Source organism: Bacillus sp. FSL M7-0558 (assembly GCF_038003245.1).
In the GTDB taxonomy this organism is placed as follows: domain Bacteria; phylum Bacillota; class Bacilli; order Bacillales; family Bacillaceae; genus Bacillus; species Bacillus pumilus.
Genome location: NZ_JBBOOU010000001.1, coordinates 159,981 through 179,522 on the forward strand (window position 1 = coordinate 159,981; position 19,542 = coordinate 179,522).

The window sequence follows — 19,542 nt, forward strand, 5'->3', positions numbered from 1 at the left end:
TGTGCCTTTATTTCAAATATTTGTTATATTGAAGATGAGAATCTATAGTGGTTGGGAAAGGAGAAACATTTGAATAAAACAAAGGAAGATCTTTTGACATTTGTCACGAAAAACAAAAAGGACGTATCAGTGACAATTATTGAAAATGAAGATGTGAGATTAGATTGGAATGGTGATCAAAAAACACCACTTGCAAGTACGGTGAAATTAATGGTTTTGTTTCATTTTGTTAAAACCGTCTCTAGCGGTGACATCAAGCTAGATGAAAAAGTGGCATTGGCGGACATAGAGCGGTTTTATATTGATAGAACAGATGGCGGTGCTCACACATACTGGCTGGAGGTCAACGATTTTTCTGAGCATGCAACTTTATTAGATGTTGCCAAAGGGATGATGCAAGTCAGTTCGAATGCTTGTACTGATTATTTGATTGAACGCCTCGGCTTAGATAAGATCAATGATCGAATGAAACAAGCGGACCTTACAGAACATGGTGAAGTCATGCCACTGACACCTAAGGTGTTGTGGCCAGCTTATGTATCTGATCATGAGCGGGATGCATTCAAGCAAATGAGCGGTGTAACAGATGAACAATACAAATCTCTGATGAGTGAGATTTTTAATATCATGAAAAATGACTCAGAGCATAAAAAGGCGTTAGAAGATAAAATAATGAAAAAGAACTTGTTAAGCTTGCGTATTCAATCATTACTGACGCAAAAAATGACAAGGTCTACAACTAATCAATATGCACATTTTATGAAACGTCTGCAGGATGAGTTGTTAACAACAGAAGAAAAGCGTCTTTTTAGCCAAATTGTGCTGGGAGAAACATTCAAGGCGGAAACAGATCAATACCTTTGGTATAAAGGCGGAGCAACATTGTTTGTTTTCACAGCTGCTTTATATCGAAGAACAGAAACATCCTCTATATCCATCTCTCTTTTTATCAATGATCCGAAAGCGAACAATTCTCACTGGATTGAGGAAGTATTCAATGAATTTATGCTTACTGCAGCAGTGGATCAAAACTTTAGACAACGTTTAATTAAGGCTTTTACTACATAATCATCAAAAAAACAGAGGGAGATACCCCTCTGTTTTATTATTTCTGCATTGGAAACACTTTGTATACATCTTGGCGTTTCTCTTTTGACTTCACAACTCCAACAACCAGTTCCTTCTGCCAAAGCGCTACATCGTCTTGGTACTCTTTAAATGAGTGAGGCAGCTTTTTTTCTAGCTCTTGTCTTTTAAACGTGACGGATTGTTTGTCGTTAGAGTTCATCTTGAGTGTCACTTGCTCAGCATTATCGATAAGAATAAAAAGTGCCAATGCGTTATATAAGTAGTTTTTTTCAATGGTATCCTTCTTGTCAAACCAAAATGTATCAAATTGTTCTTCTGTATCATTGGCATTTTCTTTCACGCCATATGTCACTTTTAGCTCTTTTTCATCTACGATTTCATACTCACGAATCACGTTACCTGGAAGATCTGATAAAATAGCGCCAATTGCTCCGTTGTCTCCAATATAAGAATTTTTGTGCTTAGAAAGCTGTTTTAATGATATGTCTTCTATTCCTTTTATATCGCTCTTCTGCTCGGTCGCGTGACTGCTGCATCCAGATAAGACGACTGTTAGTAGCAGTAGGATATACATCCACTTCTTCATGAATTTTGCCCCTTTTCCATTCTTTCTATATATAAGTGTTCATCTTATCACAATTTTCCAATCCATTAGCTCATTGATTTCCATTTACTGAACTGCATGTTTTGTTCAAACCAACGAACAATACAAAGAAAAAAGGAGTTCAGTCCATGGCAGAGGTTCTTTCATTTTATCAATTGAAAACAAAACGAGATGTCACGCTTGAAAAGAAGCTGTTGCGTACATTGTCTCTTCAACAGGTGACGGTCGCTTCCGAGAAATTCACGAAGAAGCTGTTCCCATTTGCAGATGATCCAGCTGGGATTATGAGTGATGGCTGCATCGATTTCGCCATTGAAGCTTTTTTAGCAGGTGGGAGATACGGTGAGTCGAGCAAATACGGTGAATCGTTCGATGATATAAAGAAGCGGTCAGTTCATGAAGAAGATGAGCTGGTTGAGGAGCTAGTAGGGTGTTTGCAATCGTGGGGAAATATGTTCCGAATGGAGCGGAAGATGTCGTGTCTGTATTCATTTGCGAAGGATTTTTTAAGCGTGTGGTGGCAGGAAGGCTTTCGAGAATCAGAAAAAAGGCATAAGCTTCGGCTGCATTAAGCATATTTCCAGTCCTTGTCCCATATCTATAAAATAATGGTGTATGGGAGGGACAGGGATGAAAAGAAAGCTGAAATGGACAGGGTTTTTAATCGGGTTTATTGTCCTCTTATTCTTATTCAGGTTTCAATTTCTAAATGATGATTCGTGGAAATCGTGGAACTTGCCTCTGAGCGGCAAGATCATCTATTTAGATCCGGGTCATGGCGGTCCAGATGGCGGGGCTGTAGGAGGAGAGCTGCTTGAAAAAGAGATTGCACTGGATGTATCCATGAAGATACGTGACTATTTGCAGGAGCAGGGAGCGCTTGTTCTCATGACCCGCGAGGATGATTCTGATTTATCATCAAAGAACACAAAGGGATATGCCCGGAAGAAAGCGGAAGATTTAAGAAACCGCGTAAAAGTCATCAATGAGTCTGAAGCGGATCTCTATTTAAGTATTCATTTAAATGCGATCCCATCGAACAAATGGAGCGGCGCGCAGACGTTTTTTTACGGAAAGTATGAAGAGAATGAAAAGGCAGCGAAGTTCATACAAGATGAATTACGCAATAATCTTGAAAACACAGATCGAAAGGCGAAGCGGATCAATGGTATTTATTTAATGCAAAATGTCACAAAGCCAGGAGCTCTTGTGGAGATTGGGTTTCTCTCCAATCCGAAAGAGGCCGGTCAGCTGGCAACACCTAAATATCAAGATCAAATAGCCGCATCCATTTATAAAGGCATTTTAAGATATTTAACAGAGCAAAAAGAGCCGCCTGAATAAGGGGCTTTTTCCTTTTGAACGCAGGCAAACAGGACAGACATTGTAAGGATATGTATGATATACTTGGATTGTAAACGAATTCAATAAAGGGTGAGGTTCTGCTATGATCGGACAAGATGATGTGAGAAAACTAGTTGGGAAGATGGACGAACCTTTCCTTCATATACCGCTTGGTGAGCTGGATGCCATCAAGGAAATCAGCCTAAAGCCTGAAAAAGAACATGTGAGCTTAAAGGTCGCCATTGCCAAAACGGGTACTGCTGAGCAGATGAAGCTGCAGCAAGACATCGTACAAGCCTTGAAAGCAGAGGGTGCTAACACAGTAGGACTTCGTTTTGAAGAACTGCCTCAGGAAACACTTGAAAGGTTTATGCCTTCACAAGATGAGGAAGAAAACCTGCTCAATTCTAAAAATCCGCCTGAGTTCTTAGCGATAGCGAGCGGAAAGGGCGGCGTTGGGAAATCCACCGTGTCTGTTAACCTTGCTGTAGCGCTGGCTCGTCTAGGGAAAAAAGTCGGACTGATTGATGCAGATATTTATGGCTTTAGTGTACCGGATATGATGGGAATCACCGTCAGACCAACGGTTAAAGGGGAAAAAATTATTCCTGTGGAACGCTTTGGTGTCAAAGTGATTTCAATGGGCTTTTTTGTTGAAGAAAATGCACCGGTCATATGGAGAGGACCGATGCTTGGTAAAATGCTAAATAACTTCTTCCACGAAGTCGAGTGGGGAGAATTAGATTACTTACTATTAGACCTTCCGCCTGGAACGGGAGATGTGGCGCTTGATATTCATACAATGCTTCCAAGCTGTAAAGAAATCATTGTCACAACACCGCATCCTACAGCTGCCTTCGTTGCTGCTAGAGCAGGCGCAATGGCACTGCAAACAGATCACGAAGTGCTAGGGGTCGTTGAGAATATGAGCTATTATGAAAGCAAAAAAACAGGTGAGAAAGAACATGTCTTTGGAAAAGGGGGCGGGGACAAGCTGGCAGAAGAACTGCGTGTATCGGTCCTTGGCCAAATTCCTTTAAGACAGCCTGATTGGAATGAAGAGGATTTTGCTCCATCCGTCTATGATGCGAGTCATCCGACAGGAGAAGTGTATCAACACATTGCGAATAAAGTCATTGAACAATTAGCAGTAAAAGCATAATGAAAGCCCGAGTGGATGTATGTCCACTCGGGTGATGTTTAACTGCCGCTTTCTTCGCTGCCTTTTGATCCGGAATCACTGCTTTCAGATGCTGCTTTTTTAAGCTCATCTTCGAATTTCTTCTTATAAAGAGGACTGCTTAATGTTTCCGTAATAACTTTTTCTAAATGCTTTCTGAACTCTTTGCTTTTCACCAGTTCACCGTATTTCTTTTCCATTTCAGGATCCTTGAGAATATCCATCATCAATTGCTGATAGTCAGGGTCCTTCATTAACTGTTTTAACATCTTTTCATGCTGTTGCTGCATGGATTTTGCGAAAGTCTCGGCAAATTTAGAATCCTCAAAGACCTTCTTCCAGAACTCTTTGCCTTTATCAGAAGTCAGTGTTTTCTCTATCGTTTTTTTCACAGTTTGTTCATCCATTACCAAAGCTTCATTCATTGCCTCGTCATTTAATAACTGTTGAATGGCCTTTTTACCGTCATCTGTCTTCAATATATCGACGACCATTTTCTTTGTTTCGTCATAGTCCATATTAGATGAGGATTGGGTTTTGGGAGCACAAGCTGTTAGAGATAAAAGGAGAAAACAGCTCATTATACGCAAGATGCCTTTTGACATACTGTGGCTCCTTTCGTTACATGTCTTACTTTTAATATGAATGTTTCACGTGAATTTATACATAACAAAAATAGGGGTTGGGTCAATTCAATGAAAAGTCGGGATTTAGTTCGTTTCTTCTTCTCTGTGCTAGCTGTTGGAGCGGTCATTACAAGCGTGGTAGGCTTTGCGCTGGAGTGGGGGAAATATCAGAAGCTTTTTATATCGTTTGAAATACTAGAAATCGTATCTGTGTTATTTTGGTTCATTGGTGTGGGGATGATTTTTAGTGTCATTAGTCAGATGGGGTTTGTTGTCTTTTTGACGGTGCACCGGTTTGCGCTAGAGATATTCCGGTCACATTCTTTATGGAATACCATTCAGCTGTTTCTGGTGATCTTTGTGCTGTTTGATTTAGCTTACTTGCGATTTTTGTTTTTCGGGGAGAATGAATCATTTCTTCCATACCTATGGCTGCCTGTCTTTATCGGTGTGTTCGCATTGATCGTGGCGTACTTTAAACAGCAGCAGTCCTCTAAGAAAACATTTGTTTCCGCAATGTTTCTCATGGTCGTCATCACGTCGCTAGAATGGTTCCCGGCGCTCAGAGTCAATGAAGAGGACTGGCTGTATTTAATGCTATTCCCGCTATTAGGCTGTAATGCGTTTCAGTTATTAGCTATGCCGCGGTTTTCAAAGGCAAAAGCTACTTAACTTCCGATGACCTTGTTTTGGTATTGGAGATCAGTTCGCCAACCGTCACATTCTTTAAATTCTTTTCTTTGATTTGTTTCAAAATAGCTGGTAAGGCTTGAGCGGTTTGGGTTGCTGAATCTGAGGCATGGAGGAGAACAATGTCTCCGCTTTTCATTCGATCATTTACATTCTGAACAATCTGATCGACGCCTGGATTCAGCCAATCCTGTGAATTGACGCTGTAATGGACAACGGTATAACCGTACTGTGTGGCAATTTTTAAAGCTTTTTCGTTAAATTGCCCAGTTGGCGGTCTTAATAGTTGAATGTCATCTAGTCCAAGCTTTTGAAATGAATTTTGTGCCCGGACAAGATCTTGCTTGATTTCACTATCTTCAAGCTGGCTATAATTTTTATAAGCATAGCCAAGGCTGCCGATTTGGTGACCGTCCTCTCTAATTTGTTTGACGATATCAGGATGACGCTCAGCCCAAGAAGCAGACAGAAAGAAAGTAGCGTTCTTTATATCGTACTCTCGAAGGACATTTAAAATAGGAACTGCCTTCTCATCTCCCCAGCCGATATTAAAAGTAAGGGAGACCTGTTTTGAGGAAGTCTCGCCTTTATAAATGGCTCGGGGTCCGTGTTCTGTTTTAAATACCGACAGCGGCGGTGCCTTTTGTACATAAAAAAAGGTTGCAGCTGCAAGGGCTGCTACAAGAATAATGACAACTTGCTTCAGCCGTTTAATAGGCAACACATATAATCGACTCAATTCAAACACTCCTGCCTTGTCCGAGATTGTTACTTGATTGTATGCAGGACAAGGGTTTGAGATGCACGATAAAACTATTTCAAAAAAAGTTTTGAAAAGGCGTTGACCAATAGAAAGTTTTCGTGATATATTATTAATCGTCGCTGACACACAGTGACAAACATAAAACGCTTCGGGAAATAAACTTGAAAAAAGTTATTGACATAAGATGAAGCGAAATGTTATATTATTAAAGCCGCTAAGAACGGCGAAGATGATCTTTGAAAACTAAACAAGACAAAACGCACCTGTTAATTCGAGTTTTTATAAAAAATCCTATGTTATATCATAGGTAGTCAGTCAAACACTGACGAAAAACAAAACTTCGGTTTTGTACTTTTTCGGAGAGTTTGATCCTGGCTCAGGACGAACGCTGGCGGCGTGCCTAATACATGCAAGTCGAGCGGACAGAAGGGAGCTTGCTCCCGGATGTTAGCGGCGGACGGGTGAGTAACACGTGGGTAACCTGCCTGTAAGACTGGGATAACTCCGGGAAACCGGAGCTAATACCGGATAGTTCCTTGAACCGCATGGTTCAAGGATGAAAGACGGTTTCGGCTGTCACTTACAGATGGACCCGCGGCGCATTAGCTAGTTGGTGGGGTAATGGCTCACCAAGGCGACGATGCGTAGCCGACCTGAGAGGGTGATCGGCCACACTGGGACTGAGACACGGCCCAGACTCCTACGGGAGGCAGCAGTAGGGAATCTTCCGCAATGGACGAAAGTCTGACGGAGCAACGCCGCGTGAGTGATGAAGGTTTTCGGATCGTAAAGCTCTGTTGTTAGGGAAGAACAAGTGCGAGAGTAACTGCTCGCACCTTGACGGTACCTAACCAGAAAGCCACGGCTAACTACGTGCCAGCAGCCGCGGTAATACGTAGGTGGCAAGCGTTGTCCGGAATTATTGGGCGTAAAGGGCTCGCAGGCGGTTTCTTAAGTCTGATGTGAAAGCCCCCGGCTCAACCGGGGAGGGTCATTGGAAACTGGGAAACTTGAGTGCAGAAGAGGAGAGTGGAATTCCACGTGTAGCGGTGAAATGCGTAGAGATGTGGAGGAACACCAGTGGCGAAGGCGACTCTCTGGTCTGTAACTGACGCTGAGGAGCGAAAGCGTGGGGAGCGAACAGGATTAGATACCCTGGTAGTCCACGCCGTAAACGATGAGTGCTAAGTGTTAGGGGGTTTCCGCCCCTTAGTGCTGCAGCTAACGCATTAAGCACTCCGCCTGGGGAGTACGGTCGCAAGACTGAAACTCAAAGGAATTGACGGGGGCCCGCACAAGCGGTGGAGCATGTGGTTTAATTCGAAGCAACGCGAAGAACCTTACCAGGTCTTGACATCCTCTGACAACCCTAGAGATAGGGCTTTCCCTTCGGGGACAGAGTGACAGGTGGTGCATGGTTGTCGTCAGCTCGTGTCGTGAGATGTTGGGTTAAGTCCCGCAACGAGCGCAACCCTTGATCTTAGTTGCCAGCATTTAGTTGGGCACTCTAAGGTGACTGCCGGTGACAAACCGGAGGAAGGTGGGGATGACGTCAAATCATCATGCCCCTTATGACCTGGGCTACACACGTGCTACAATGGACAGAACAAAGGGCTGCGAGACCGCAAGGTTTAGCCAATCCCATAAATCTGTTCTCAGTTCGGATCGCAGTCTGCAACTCGACTGCGTGAAGCTGGAATCGCTAGTAATCGCGGATCAGCATGCCGCGGTGAATACGTTCCCGGGCCTTGTACACACCGCCCGTCACACCACGAGAGTTTGCAACACCCGAAGTCGGTGAGGTAACCTTTATGGAGCCAGCCGCCGAAGGTGGGGCAGATGATTGGGGTGAAGTCGTAACAAGGTAGCCGTATCGGAAGGTGCGGCTGGATCACCTCCTTTCTAAGGATATATGGAGCAGTGTGCGTTTTCGTCTTGTTTAGTTTTGAAGGATCATTCCTTCAAGACATGTCTCTAGCGAGACAGGATTGTTCTTTGAAAACTAGATAACAATAAGTAATACATTCACATTGAATGCAATGCAAAGTTCATCACACATAGTGATTCTTTCTAAAGTAAGAAATGGTTAAGTTAGAAAGGGCGCACGGTGGATGCCTTGGCACTAGGAGCCGATGAAGGACGGGACGAACACCGATATGCTTCGGGGAGCTGTAAGCAAGCTTTGATCCGGAGATTTCCGAATGGGGAAACCCACTGCTCGTAATGGAGTAGTATCCATACTTGAATACATAGAGTATGAGAAGGCATACCCGGGGAACTGAAACATCTAAGTACCCGGAGGAAGAGAAAGCAAATGCGATTCCCTGAGTAGCGGCGAGCGAAACGGGAACAGCCCAAACCAAGAGGCTTGCCTCTTGGGGTTGTAGGACACTCTATACGGAGTTACAAAGGAACGATATAAGCGAAGAGGTCTGGAAAGGCCCGCCAAAGAAGGTAACAGCCCTGTAACTGAAATGTTGTTCTCTCCAGAGTGGATCCTGAGTACGGCGGAACACGTGAAATTCCGTCGGAATCCGGGAGGACCATCTCCCAAGGCTAAATACTCCCTAGTGACCGATAGTGAACCAGTACCGTGAGGGAAAGGTGAAAAGCACCCCGGAAGGGGAGTGAAATAGATCCTGAAACCGTGTGCCTACAAGTAGTCAGAGCCCGTTAAAGGGTGATGGCGTGCCTTTTGTAGAATGAACCGGCGAGTTACGATCCCGTGCAAGGTTAAGCAGAAGATGCGGAGCCGCAGCGAAAGCGAGTCTGAATAGGGCGCATGAGTACGTGGTCGTAGACCCGAAACCAGGTGATCTACCCATGTCCAGGGTGAAGTTCAGGTAACACTGAATGGAGGCCCGAACCCACGCACGTTGAAAAGTGCGGGGATGAGGTGTGGGTAGGGGTGAAATGCCAATCGAACCTGGAGATAGCTGGTTCTCTCCGAAATAGCTTTAGGGCTAGCCTCAAGGTAAGAGTCTCGGAGGTAGAGCACTGATTGGACTAGGGGCCCCTACCGGGTTACCGAATTCAGTCAAACTCCGAATGCCGATGACTTATCCTTGGGAGTCAGACTGCGAGTGATAAGATCCGTAGTCGAAAGGGAAACAGCCCAGACCGCCAGCTAAGGTCCCAAAGTATACGTTAAGTGGAAAAGGATGTGGAGTTGCTTAGACAACCAGGATGTTGGCTTAGAAGCAGCCACCATTTAAAGAGTGCGTAATAGCTCACTGGTCGAGTGACTCTGCGCCGAAAATGTACCGGGGCTAAACGTATCACCGAAGCTGCGGACTGTTCTTACGAACAGTGGTAGGAGAGCGTTCTAAGTGCTGTGAAGTCAGACCGGAAGGACTGGTGGAGCGCTTAGAAGTGAGAATGCCGGTATGAGTAGCGAAAGACGGGTGAGAATCCCGTCCACCGAATGCCTAAGGTTTCCTGAGGAAGGCTCGTCCGCTCAGGGTTAGTCGGGACCTAAGCCGAGGCCGAAAGGCGTAGGCGATGGACAACAGGTTGATATTCCTGTACCACCTCCTCACCATTTGAGCAATGGGGGGACGCAGGAGGATAGGGTAAGCGCGGTATTGGATATCCGCGTCCAAGCAGTTAGGCTGGGAAATAGGCAAATCCGTTTCCCGTAAAGGCTGAGCTGTGATGGCGAGCGAAATTTAGTAGCGAAGTTCCTGATTCCACACTGCCAAGAAAAGCCTCTAGCGAGGTGAGAGGTGCCCGTACCGCAAACCGACACAGGTAGGCGAGGAGAGAATCCTAAGGTGATCGAGAGAACTCTCGTTAAGGAACTCGGCAAAATGACCCCGTAACTTCGGGAGAAGGGGTGCTTCTTAGGGTGTTAAAGCCCCGAGAAGCCGCAGTGAATAGGCCCAGGCGACTGTTTAGCAAAAACACAGGTCTCTGCGAAGCCGTAAGGCGAAGTATAGGGGCTGACGCCTGCCCGGTGCTGGAAGGTTAAGAGGAGCGCTTAGCGTAAGCGAAGGTGCGAATTGAAGCCCCAGTAAACGGCGGCCGTAACTATAACGGTCCTAAGGTAGCGAAATTCCTTGTCGGGTAAGTTCCGACCCGCACGAAAGGCGCAACGATCTGGGCACTGTCTCAACGAGAGACTCGGTGAAATTATAGTACCTGTGAAGATGCAGGTTACCCGCGACAGGACGGAAAGACCCCGTGGAGCTTTACTGCAGCCTGATATTGAATGTTGGTACAGCTTGTACAGGATAGGTAGGAGCCTTGGAAACCGGAGCGCTAGCTTCGGTGGAGGCATCGGTGGGATACTACCCTGGCTGTATTGACCTTCTAACCCGCTGCCCTTATCGGGCAGGGAGACAGTGTCAGGTGGGCAGTTTGACTGGGGCGGTCGCCTCCTAAAATGTAACGGAGGCGCCCAAAGGTTCCCTCAGAATGGTTGGAAATCATTCGCAGAGTGTAAAGGCACAAGGGAGCTTGACTGCGAGACCTACAAGTCGAGCAGGGACGAAAGTCGGGCTTAGTGATCCGGTGGTTCCGCATGGAAGGGCCATCGCTCAACGGATAAAAGCTACCCCGGGGATAACAGGCTTATCTCCCCCAAGAGTCCACATCGACGGGGAGGTTTGGCACCTCGATGTCGGCTCATCGCATCCTGGGGCTGTAGTCGGTCCCAAGGGTTGGGCTGTTCGCCCATTAAAGCGGTACGCGAGCTGGGTTCAGAACGTCGTGAGACAGTTCGGTCCCTATCCGTCGCGGGCGCAGGAAATTTGAGAGGAGCTGTCCTTAGTACGAGAGGACCGGGATGGACGCACCGCTGGTGTACCAGTTGTTCTGCCAAGGGCATCGCTGGGTAGCTATGTGCGGACGGGATAAGTGCTGAAAGCATCTAAGCATGAAGCCCCCCTCAAGATGAGATTTCCCATTCCGCAAGGAAGTAAGATCCCTGAAAGATGATCAGGTTGATAGGTCTGAGGTGGAAGCGTGGTGACACGTGGAGCTGACAGATACTAATAGATCGAGGACTTAACCTATATTCTAATGTGAAGTTTGAACATTGTTATCTAGTTTTGAGAGAACATTCTCTCCATCAGGTTTGGTGGCGATAGCGAAGAGGTCACACCCGTTCCCATACCGAACACGGAAGTTAAGCTCTTCAGCGCCGATGGTAGTTGGGGGTCTCCCCCTGTGAGAGTAGGACGCCGCCAAGCTTTTTGTTTATATCCTTCCAATGGAAGAAGTTACTTTATCATTCCGCAGTAGCTCAGTGGTAGAGCTATCGGCTGTTAACCGATCGGTCGTAGGTTCGAGTCCTACCTGCGGAGCCATGCTTCCATAGCTCAGTAGGTAGAGCACTTCCATGGTAAGGAAGAGGTCAGCGGTTCGAGCCCGCTTGGAAGCTTTCCTCTAAATGTTGATCTGACAAGGTTTCTCGATGATGAGAAGGCTTTTTTTATGTCCTTTTTTAATTGCTTGGGGACAAATTAGGGACCAATTATCGAATTTGCAATAAGTTTGTTATAGCTTCCGCATGACCTAAACGCTGAGAGACAGATTTGATATTAAACCCAGGTATTTTGCCGATTTGATTTATTAGCATAGCAGCATGAGTATGATGCATATCATGCAAATGAATTTTCTTATATTGTGCCTTTTTACGAATCGCTCCCACCATGTATTTAAATTTGAAAAGGTAGTTGAGAGAACGCACAATGCTAATTCGTCCAGCTGATGACAGAGCAAGGCATTTCATTGGCCAACGTTGTGCCACATAAGAGATGGAACGGATCGAAAACAAAAGCAGCTCTTCAAAAAGCATTGAAAAAATGAAAAAAGTAAAGCCCCTGACCATAGAGAATAGGGGCTTTTTTGATGTTTATTTTTCATCGTTTGAAAATCCGTGGAGCTGCAATTCTTTTGCATTTGCAACTTTCATTGTTCTTCTTTTGAAGTGAATCCTTCTCTCAAAATCCTTTTTCTTTTCTCTGTTACTTTATCGAGTGTTTTTAGGGCATGTGAAAAAGTGTTGTTTCCACACGGTTTTACACTAATCATGTTTCTCCCCTGTTTTCGTAAAATGTCATTTTTATTTTACTTAATATTCCACAAAACGCAGTTGATTGAATTTTATCATCCCTATGTGCTTTTTAAATGTGTCGAATTTGTGAAATTAACAATTTCCACAAACTAAAATATATGGTAGGTCTGTCTATAGTAGGTAACACAATACTCATTGTTATGGTGAGCATTAAAAGAAGGAGATTTCATGATTATTGCCATGACTGGTGTTACATATGGTAGTAAAGTTAGAGAGCCAAAAGGTGCTCTGCGTTACTACTATACACATGCCTTAGAAATCGGAAATTCTAAGGAAGAGCTTCTCATCCAAATGGACTTAACAGATAAGCTCTCGAAAAAAATTACATGGAGGTAATAAGAAATGAGAATTAACCACAATATCGCAGCACTTAACACATTAAACCGTTTGTCTGCAAACAACGGTGCGAGCCAAAAGAACATGGAGAAGCTTTCTTCTGGTCTTAAAATCAACCGTGCAGGAGATGACGCAGCAGGTCTAGCCATCTCTGAAAAAATGCGTGGACAAATCCGCGGCTTAGAAATGGCATCTAAAAACGCACAAGACGGTATCTCTCTTATCCAAACAGCTGAGGGTGCATTGACTGAAACTCACTCGATCCTTCAACGTGTACGTGAACTAGTGGTTCAAGCTGGAAACACTGGTACGCAGGATAAAGAGTCTGACCTTCAATCTATCCAAGATGAAATTGAAGCTTTACAAGAAGAAGTAGATGGTATCTCAAATCGTACAGAGTTTAATGGTAAAAAATTATTAGATGGTACGTTTAAAGGAACCCCAGGAACACCGGCAATTCCGGGAGATCCAGATGATCCAGATGATAACGGTACACCTGCAGTCCCAGCAAGTGGTAATGCTTTAGTGTTCCAAATCGGTGCTAACGCAACTCAACAAATTTCAGTTCATATTGATAAAATGAGTACAGATGCATTGGGAGTTAAAGATGCTAATGGGATTGTAGCGAATCAAGCTATTAAAGACATCGATGTAAGAAAGTTTGCTGATAATGCAGCAGATGCTACTGATGTTGGTTTTGATACTCAACTAAGTATTGTTGATGCAGCTATTAACCAAGTATCTGCTCAACGTGGAAAACTTGGTGCAGTACAAAACCGTCTAGAGCACACTATTAACAACTTGGGTGCATCTGCTGAAAACTTAACTGCTGCTGAGTCTCGTATTCGTGACGTTGACATGGCTAAAGAAATGAGTGAATTCACTAAGAACAACATTCTTTCTCAAGCTTCTCAAGCTATGCTTGCACAAGCGAATCAACAGCCACAAAACGTACTTCAATTATTACGTTAATAAACCAAAAGCCCCTTTATATAGGGGTTTTTTTTGTTTGTCTTTATTCAGTTCGATGTTTCATTTTATTGATCGTTCTAAAAGACGCTTCATCCAAGTGTTCATCAGGGAAAGATCTCCAGCGATAGAACGTGTAAAGGAAAAGTTTCAAGCAGCTGGCGTACAAGTAGACGTAGTTGGAATGGATATACAAAGTCGAAATCTTGTGAAACAGGTGAATAGTTCTTAATAAGTTCTTTCTGTTTGTTACAATAGAAAGGGTAGAAAGTGAAGGATGGAGGTGGCCGGCATGCTTGTGCGTTTGAACCAAGTGCTCGGCCGGATGATGCCGCTTATTACGCCTATTAGTGTGTTATTCGGTGTTTTATTGGCGGCCTATTTAAGGGATTTTACGTTTTTGGTGCCATGGGTATTTGCTGTTATGACCTTTGCAGGGAGTTTGTCTTCTACTTTTTCGGCTTTAAAGCATACGGTAATGCACCCATTGCCTTTGATTTTATCGTTTATGATTTTGCATGTGCTGATGCCTCTTTATGCTTGGTCAGCGGGGCATTTGATATTTGCGGGCGATTCTATGACGATCACCGGTTTGACTCTTGCGATGGTGATTCCAACAGGTGTGTCTAGTTTAATATGGGCGGCGATGTATAAAGGGAATGTCGGGTTAACGCTATCTATCATTTTAATTGATACATTGCTTTCGCCATTGATTGTTCCAGTAAGCTTGTCACTTTTCGTCGGTACACAGGTCCATATGGACATGGTGGCGATCATGAAAGGGCTGTTCGGTATGGTGGTGCTGCCCTCTATTTTAGGGATGCTTGTTCGTCAGTATGCAAAGCCATCGGTGACGAAAACAATGAGTCAGACCCTGGCTCCTTTTTCAAAATTAGGCTTGTTTGTTGTCGTATCGATTAACAGTTCTGTTGTCGCCCCATATTTGCGTGAACTGGATGCTGCATTTTTTAGCAAAGCAGCGACTGTCTTTTTCATTGCGATGAGTGGGTATGCTTTTGCGTGGTTGATTGGAAAGGTGATGAAATGTACTCAAGGGGAAATTGTGGCCATTGTGTATACAGGCGGCATGAGAAATATTAGTGCTGGGGCTGTGCTTGCTATTAGCTTTTTCCCGCCTGCTGTTGCTGTCCCTGTTGTGATTGGCATGCTGTTTCAGCAAGTACTTGCTGCCTTGTTTGGTTTTTTACTCAATCGATTTGAGCTGAAGGCACCTGCTGTGACTAAATTTTTATCATGAAAAGACCTCCATCCTATGAGATGGAGGTCTTTTTGCGAATTAATAGATGAGATATTTCTTCCGTTTCTTTTCGAACGATTTGAGGTCGTGATGATAGCGCTTCATGATGTGTTTGACAGAAGTACCTTGGTTGATTTCTTCTTTGATCCAATCATTCCCGATGAGTTTATCAAAGCTGCCTGTTTGAAGGAACTCAAAGTCTTTTGGATATAAATCATGTATGGCTTTAATGATGGATAACCCTGTTTTTACCGCTTCGAATGAAGAGCGGTCTGTGACGTATAGCTGCACACCGTGTGATAGCTTCCCTGCATGTTTAGAAAAAGTGGGGGTGAATGATACGGGTCTAAATTTCACACCCTTTAGTTTTAATTGATTTAGATGATCTGCTAGCTCATTGCTATTGATATACGGAGCGCCAATGAGCTCGAACGGTTTTGTTGTTCCTCTGCCTTCAGAGACATTTGTGCCTTCAATTAATCCTGTGGCGGGATATACAAAGGTACTATCCACTGTCGGCATGTTAGGTGAAGGAAGGACGAACGGTAGCTTCGTGTCATCAAACGTCATGGAACGCTTCCAATTTTTCATTTTGATGACTGTGACATCAGCATTGATATGAAACTCTTTGTTAAAGAATGTTGCTAGTTCACCAGTGGTCATCCCATGTCTTAATGGTATTGGATAGAGCCCTACAAATGAAGCGTGCTCAGGTTCTAATACAGGGCCTTCTACTTTTAGTCCGCCAATAGGGTTTGGACGGTCTAGGACAACAAAGGGAATGTTGTTTTCTTTAGCGGCCTCCATCGCATAGGCCATCGTGTAAATATAGGTGTAATAACGAGTGCCAACATCTTGGATATCAAACAGCAAGACATCTACATTTTTGAGCATGTCAGGCGTTGGTTTTCTTGTTTTTCCATAGAGGGAGTAAACAGGAAGACCTGTTTTTTCATCGGTATAGGATTCGACGCCTTCTCCTGCTTGTGCATCGCCGCGCACACCATGTTCAGGTCCATATAGAGCAGTAAGCTTAATATTTGGATGCTCAAATAGGAGATCGACACTGCTTTTCATATTTGCATCAATACCAGTTGGGTTCGTAATGAGGCCGACCCTTTTCCCTTTTAACCATGAAAGGTTGCCTGAGAGTAGTGTTTCAATCCCTGTTTTGACTGCTGCCTTTTTTCCTTTTGTATCTGTTCGTTCTTGGCTTGCGGGGGAGGCGGCGGTCAATGTGCTCATAATGAGAATGCTTGCGAGTATGAAGCTTGCTGTTTTTTTCAAGAGAATCCCTCCTATTTGATCTGTTTCCCTTTCAAGTTGAGTCCATAGCCGAATGGATATAGGGTTTGATTTTGATGAGTGACAGATGGGATATCTACAGGCAGTTTGCCTTTAGGTGATGCAGTGCCAAATATAACTTCTAACCCAGCAGGAATATTTGGCTGGTTGAATTGTCCGTTTGAGTAGCCCTTAAAACCGTAAACAGCTAGTAAGGCATCCGCCTCCTCAAAATTTGCAGCATCGTAAGGGTTTCTTAGGCTCATGATGACCATTTTTTTGTTTTGTGCTGCAGCTTCTTTCATGACAGCACGCGGGAAAGCAGTAGCCCATTTTTTCGGGTCCTGTACATTGTCATCAATCACACCATCATTCACAGCTGGATCATTTTGGACAACGTATGAGCCGGTAATCACATAGTCAGCATCTTGTATGAGTCTGGCTGTTTCTTTGTTGAAGGTCTTATCCGCAAAAGCATATGATTGGATACGTACAGGTTTGATCTTTTTTTGTTTGATCAGAGAGTCAATTGTGACAGACATGGCTTTTGTTTGATCTTCGTAAGGTGCCATGACCAAGATTTTATCATTCTTTTTAGGCTTGAAGGGTAGGGTCTTATCGTTGTTTTTAAGCAGGGTGATCCCTTCACGCGCCATTTTTTGTTCTGCTTTCCGGTGCGATTTTTTCCCAACGACTTGAGTGGCTTTTTTGATTTTTTTCTCAAGGGTGATAGGTTTTTTGGAAGAAATGATGCCTCGTTTGATCTTCAATTGAAGAATTTTTTCAACAGATTCGTTGATTTGAGACATCGGAATTTCTTTCTTTACAATTGCCTGTTTTACAGCATTGAACACATTCTCAAGGTTTTTCTCAGTTTTAAGAGAGGTGACTGGTGCTGGCATGAGGGCGATGTCGACGCCAGCCTTAATGGCCATCACTACGGCTTCTTCCTGTCCGAAGTTATCTGCAATCGCTTTCATATTTAGGGCGTCTGTTACGACAACACCTTGAAAGCCCATCTCTTCTTTTAATAAGTGTGTGATGACTTTTTTCGATAAGGTTGCTGGAACCATAATGTCCTCGCCATCTTTTTTGCTTTTATATGTTGTATCATCAATGGCGGGAAATTGAACATGAGCGGTCATGACCATATCCGCACCAGCGTTGATGGCTTGTTGAAATGGATAGAGTTCAACTTTTTTTAAACGATCTAGATCATGTTCTACGAGCGGCAAGCCGTAGTGACTATCGACGGCTGTATCACCATGTCCTGGGAAATGCTTGAGTGTCGAAATCGTCTTCTCCTTTTGAAGTCCCTTCATGGTTTGAAGGCCAAGCCTTGTGACAAGGGCAGGGTCAGAGCTAAAGGAACGGACACCAATGACGGGGTTGTTTGGGTTATTATTCACATCTAGCACAGGAGAGAAGTTTGTATTGATCCCTAGTGCGTTTAATTCCTTACCGATGATTTTCCCTGTGTCGTATGCATTTTTCGTGCTTCTAGAGGCACCAATCGACATATTTCCTGGGAAATGTGTTCCCTTTTGTAATCTTGTGACGATTCCACCTTCTTGATCAATTGAAATGAGTAATGGAATCTTTGGTGATGCTTTTTGAAATTCATGGGTGAGTTTGACGGTTTGTTTCGTATCAACGACATTCTCCGCAAATAAGATGACACCGCCTAGATGATATTTTTCTACAAGATGGGATACTTCTTTATTCATCTTTGTTAAGCCTGTAGGTGCGGATTCATCTTTTGTTTGCCAATTACGAAAGTCTGGCATAAGCATTTGACCTATCTTTTCATCCAAAGACATGTTTTGTACCATTTGTTTTGCGGTTGAAAGAGGGGCAGAGCTAACCTTTTCCGTTGGAATGGAAGAGGTTAGCAGAGCTAAAACCAAAGCAGCGGGGAAAAGTGCTTTTAACATCGAATTCCTCCTTTTACTTAAAAGATTCGTAGATGGCGGTCATGATGCTTCCATAAGTGCCAGTTGGGAAAAGGTCACCTTCAAATTGATTTGGGTTGGTTTCAGGTGAAACGACAGGCGAATGTTTCTTATTTGTCAGCAAGACGATACCTAGATTATGTTTTGGATCAATCAATGTCATCGTTCCGGTCCAGCCAGTATGTCCATAGGCTTCGTTACTTGCATATTTTCCAAACATCCATTCCATGTCAGTATGACCGTTTTTTCGCCAGCCTAGCCCGTATGTTGGGTTTGTATCAGAAGAGGCTGTAAAGAGATCGATAGAAGCTTGATCAAAGATGGTTGTTTTTCCATAGCCTCCTTTGTTCAGCATGAGCTGGAGCAGCACGGCCATGTCTGATATGTTAGAGAAAAGTCCAGCATGACCAGAAATTCCTGCCATTGAGTAATATGCTTTTTCATCATGGACTTCGCCTAGCAGGGTGTATCTGCGAATGTTTTCAAAATCAATGACACCATCTCGCGAATTACCTAAACGTTCGGTTGCTGCAAAATGCTTCGGTTTGAATCCTTTTTGTAGTGGATTGAACATTGTGTGTTTGAGACCTAGCGGCCGATAGATTGTCGACTCTACATATTGATCAAGAGGCATGCCTGTTTTTTTCTCAATGATCATGCCTAACAGCATGTAATCAATGTCACTATAAATGTGCTGGGTGCCTGGTTTGTATTGCAGAGGCACCTTCGGCAGCCATTTCATCGTTGTCTTTCTATCTTGAGAGAAAAAGGTGCCGGCTGCTTCTTTGCTATAAAATAAAACACTGGAAGGGAGTCCGGCAGAATGGGTCAGAAGATCTTTTACACGGAGCTGATCTTTGCCGGTTACCTTTGCATCTGGTTCATCTTTAAAATCTGGCAGGATGGCTTGTATTTTTTCATTCACATTCAGTTTTTTCTCGTAGACAAGCTTTTGCAGGGCATAGTTGGTCGCATACATTTTGGTGTTGGATGCTAAGTCGAACAGAGTGTTCTTTTTCATTTTCTTATAGGATTTGAGTTCCGTTGTGCCTTCGTATTTTTGCCTGTAGCCATAGGCTTTTTGATGGACGATTTTTCCGTCTTTGATAATGATGAGTGCGGCTCCTGGAAACCCTGCTTTGATATCGTTTTGAATCATGTGATCAACCTTCCTAAGCTGCCTAGAAGAAAAACCAACTTGTTCCGGTCGTTTTGCCTTTTTTAAGACGGGATATTCTTCAGGTGCTGTTTTAGACAAAGACGATACAGGATGGGAGCTAGTTGCAAATGTTTGTGCTGGTAATCCAAGGAGCATGAGCAGACTTGTCATTAAGAGAAAGTATTTCTTCAAGAGTTAGACCTCCTATT

General features: G+C 43.9%; 15 protein-coding genes, 2 tRNA genes and 3 rRNA genes. 14 read left to right on the forward strand and 6 right to left on the reverse strand.

Annotation, left to right across the window (positions count from 1 at the left end):
- The first annotated feature begins 69 nt into the window (after nt 1–69).
- Nucleotides 70–1,068, forward strand: coding sequence for a serine hydrolase (locus MHB79_RS00930; RefSeq protein WP_340865382.1), 999 nt, complete (start codon nt 70–72; stop codon nt 1,066–1,068).
- A 37-nt stretch (nt 1,069–1,105) separates the two neighbouring features.
- On the opposite strand, the gene MHB79_RS00935 is transcribed toward MHB79_RS00930, so the two are convergent.
- Nucleotides 1,106–1,675, reverse strand: a complete 570-nt coding sequence (locus MHB79_RS00935) for a DUF4825 domain-containing protein (protein WP_050945811.1) — start codon at nt 1,673–1,675, stop codon at nt 1,106–1,108.
- A gap of 146 nt (nt 1,676–1,821) precedes the next feature.
- Here MHB79_RS00935 and MHB79_RS00940 point away from each other — a divergent pair, with 146 nt between their 5' ends.
- The 3 genes from MHB79_RS00940 to MHB79_RS00950 all read left to right on the forward strand — a co-directional run bounded on the left by MHB79_RS00940 (nt 1,822) and on the right by MHB79_RS00950 (nt 4,199).
- Entirely contained in the window at nt 1,822–2,265 is a 444-nt protein-coding gene (locus MHB79_RS00940; RefSeq protein WP_340988682.1) for a DUF2521 family protein, read from the forward strand.
- A gap of 58 nt (nt 2,266–2,323) precedes the next feature.
- Nucleotides 2,324–3,037: an N-acetylmuramoyl-L-alanine amidase CwlD gene (cwlD, locus tag MHB79_RS00945; protein ID WP_017359175.1), complete on the forward strand. Its 714-nt coding sequence runs from the start codon at nt 2,324–2,326 to the stop codon at nt 3,035–3,037.
- Between the two features lie 103 nt (nt 3,038–3,140).
- Entirely contained in the window at nt 3,141–4,199 is a 1,059-nt protein-coding gene (locus MHB79_RS00950) for an Mrp/NBP35 family ATP-binding protein (protein ID WP_003217013.1), read from the forward strand.
- A gap of 38 nt (nt 4,200–4,237) precedes the next feature.
- On the opposite strand, the gene gerD is transcribed toward MHB79_RS00950, so the two are convergent.
- A complete protein-coding gene (gene gerD, locus MHB79_RS00955) occupies nt 4,238–4,822 on the reverse strand; it encodes a spore germination lipoprotein GerD (protein ID WP_003217144.1) in 585 nt (194 codons plus the stop codon).
- A gap of 90 nt (nt 4,823–4,912) precedes the next feature.
- On the opposite strand from gerD, the gene kbaA reads away from it, so the two are divergent.
- Complete coding sequence (gene kbaA / locus MHB79_RS00960) at nt 4,913–5,515, forward strand: KinB-signaling pathway activation protein (protein WP_050945809.1); 603 nt, start codon at nt 4,913–4,915, stop codon at nt 5,513–5,515.
- On the opposite strand, the gene pdaB is transcribed toward kbaA, so the two are convergent.
- Nucleotides 5,508–6,272, reverse strand: a complete 765-nt coding sequence (pdaB, locus tag MHB79_RS00965) for a polysaccharide deacetylase family sporulation protein PdaB (RefSeq protein ID WP_253621924.1) — start codon at nt 6,270–6,272, stop codon at nt 5,508–5,510. The two genes, kbaA and pdaB, sit on opposite strands and share 8 nt — an antisense overlap.
- Before the next feature lie 377 nt (nt 6,273–6,649).
- Between pdaB and MHB79_RS00970 the strand changes: the two genes are divergently transcribed.
- The 9 genes from MHB79_RS00970 (at nt 6,650) to MHB79_RS01010 (ending at nt 14,938) form a co-directional block, all read left to right on the forward strand.
- Nucleotides 6,650–8,198 (forward strand): 16S ribosomal RNA (locus MHB79_RS00970).
- A gap of 182 nt (nt 8,199–8,380) precedes the next feature.
- Nucleotides 8,381–11,311 (forward strand): 23S ribosomal RNA (locus tag MHB79_RS00975).
- Nucleotides 11,312–11,372: 61 nt separating this feature from the next.
- Nucleotides 11,373–11,488: ribosomal RNA gene (rrf, locus tag MHB79_RS00980) — 5S ribosomal RNA — on the forward strand.
- Together the 16S, 23S and 5S rRNA genes with 2 tRNA genes alongside form the textbook arrangement of a ribosomal RNA operon.
- Nucleotides 11,489–11,530: 42 nt before the next feature.
- Nucleotides 11,531–11,605, forward strand: a tRNA-Asn gene (locus MHB79_RS00985).
- Nucleotide 11,606: 1 nt separating this feature from the next.
- Nucleotides 11,607–11,679, forward strand: a tRNA-Thr gene (locus MHB79_RS00990).
- A gap of 864 nt (nt 11,680–12,543) precedes the next feature.
- Nucleotides 12,544–12,711, forward strand: coding sequence for a hypothetical protein (locus MHB79_RS00995; protein WP_340988685.1), 168 nt, complete (start codon nt 12,544–12,546; stop codon nt 12,709–12,711).
- A gap of 6 nt (nt 12,712–12,717) precedes the next feature.
- Nucleotides 12,718–13,683: a flagellin Hag gene (gene hag, locus MHB79_RS01000; RefSeq protein ID WP_212046753.1), complete on the forward strand. Its 966-nt coding sequence runs from the start codon at nt 12,718–12,720 to the stop codon at nt 13,681–13,683.
- Between the two features lie 37 nt (nt 13,684–13,720).
- Entirely contained in the window at nt 13,721–13,912 is a 192-nt protein-coding gene (locus MHB79_RS01005) for a hypothetical protein (RefSeq protein ID WP_212046754.1), read from the forward strand.
- A 60-nt stretch (nt 13,913–13,972) separates the two neighbouring features.
- Nucleotides 13,973–14,938, forward strand: coding sequence for a bile acid:sodium symporter family protein (locus MHB79_RS01010; protein WP_340988687.1), 966 nt, complete (start codon nt 13,973–13,975; stop codon nt 14,936–14,938).
- A gap of 39 nt (nt 14,939–14,977) precedes the next feature.
- Here the strand turns inward: MHB79_RS01010 and MHB79_RS01015 are convergent, their stop codons facing one another.
- From MHB79_RS01015 to pbp4b, 3 genes are read right to left on the reverse strand one after another with little or no spacing between them, the layout of a single operon-like run.
- Nucleotides 14,978–16,183, reverse strand: a complete 1,206-nt coding sequence (locus MHB79_RS01015) for an exo-beta-N-acetylmuramidase NamZ family protein (RefSeq protein ID WP_445661259.1) — start codon at nt 16,181–16,183, stop codon at nt 14,978–14,980.
- A gap of 53 nt (nt 16,184–16,236) precedes the next feature.
- Entirely contained in the window at nt 16,237–18,156 is a 1,920-nt protein-coding gene (locus MHB79_RS01020; RefSeq protein WP_268459835.1) for a glycoside hydrolase family 3 protein, read from the reverse strand.
- Between the two features lie 13 nt (nt 18,157–18,169).
- The gene (gene pbp4b / locus MHB79_RS01025) at nt 18,170–19,525 is read right to left on the reverse strand and encodes a penicillin binding protein PBP4B (RefSeq protein ID WP_226804579.1); all 1,356 of its coding nucleotides are present in this window, start codon (nt 19,523–19,525) and stop codon (nt 18,170–18,172) included.
- Nucleotides 19,526–19,542: the final 17 nt, after the last annotated feature.